Source organism: Emticicia sp., assembly GCF_049241225.1.
Lineage (GTDB): Bacteria > Bacteroidota > Bacteroidia > Cytophagales > Spirosomataceae > Emticicia.
The window spans coordinates 1-1,075 of record NZ_JBMLRC010000293.1 but is presented as its reverse complement, the minus strand read 5'-3'; the positions used below and the strand labels follow the sequence as shown (position 1 = coordinate 1,075).

General features: G+C 43.1%; 1 protein-coding gene and 1 pseudogene. Both read left to right on the top strand.

Annotation, left to right across the window (positions count from 1 at the left end; all coding sequences use genetic code 11):
- The coding region (locus ACOVO2_RS15590; protein ID WP_421770866.1) for a 5'-methylthioadenosine/adenosylhomocysteine nucleosidase at positions 1–779 on the top strand (779 nt) is incomplete at its 5' end.
- 7 nt (positions 780–786) lie between these two features.
- A pseudogene (locus ACOVO2_RS15585) lies at positions 787–1,075 on the top strand (aspartate aminotransferase); the annotation flags it as partial.

Sequence of the window (1,075 nt, the reverse complement as noted above, 5' to 3'; positions counted from 1 at the left end):
TTTTTGTATTATTCTCATTTTCAATCACTTCATTTGCTCAAAGAATTGCGATTTTAGGTGCGATGAGCGAAGAAGTAGAATTGCTCCAATCGCAGTTGAAAGGAGCGAAAACCAAGCAGATTTTGGGTTTTACCTTCAAAACGGGTAAATTGAATGGAAAGAAAGTAGTTTTAGCCGAAACTGGTATCGGAAAAGCAAATGCCAGCATCGTTACGGCATTGATTATCAAGCAGTTTTCTCCAAAAACGATTATTTTTACGGGCGTTGCAGGTGCGGTAAATCCAGATTTGAACCAAGGAGATATTCTGATTGGCCGACGACTTTCGTACCACGATTATGGGCGATTGACCAACGATAGTTTGAAGTTCTACCCTACACGCAATCCGCATACGAAGCAGCTTAATCCGCAGTTTTTCTTGTCCGATTCTATCTTAGTTGCGGTGGCAAATCAGGCAGCAAAAGGCATCGAACTCAAGAAAATAACGGCAGATTCGCCCCAACCGAGAGTTTCGACAGGAACTATCGTCACGGGCGATACGTTTGTAGCTTCAAGTATAGCAGTGGCGGGTTTCCGCAGAAATTACCAAGCCGATGCCACCGAAATGGAAGGTGCGGCCGTTGCTCAAATTTGTTTTCAGCAAAATTTACCTTTCTTGATTATCAGGAGTATCAGCGATAAAGCCAACGAAGCTGCTCCTGCCGATTTTCAGACATTCAAAAAAGTAGCAGCCGACAATTCGGCCATTTTAGTAAAAGCAATTATAAAAAATTTAGAATAAAAATTTCATGACTTACGATTTCGACGAACTCATTGACCGTACCAATACCGATAGCTTTAAGTGGGATAAATACAAAGACCGAGACATCATTCCGCTTTGGGTGGCTGATATGGATTTTAAGGCAGCTCCTCCAATTCTGAAAGCCCTCGAAGATGTGACCAAACAAGGCGTAATTGGCTATTGGCACGCACCCGATGAGTTGGCCGATGTAATTGTGAAACGCCTTGACGAACGCCACAACTGGAAAATCGAAAAAGATTGGATTGTGTATCTGCCGGGGCTGGTTCCAGGACTAA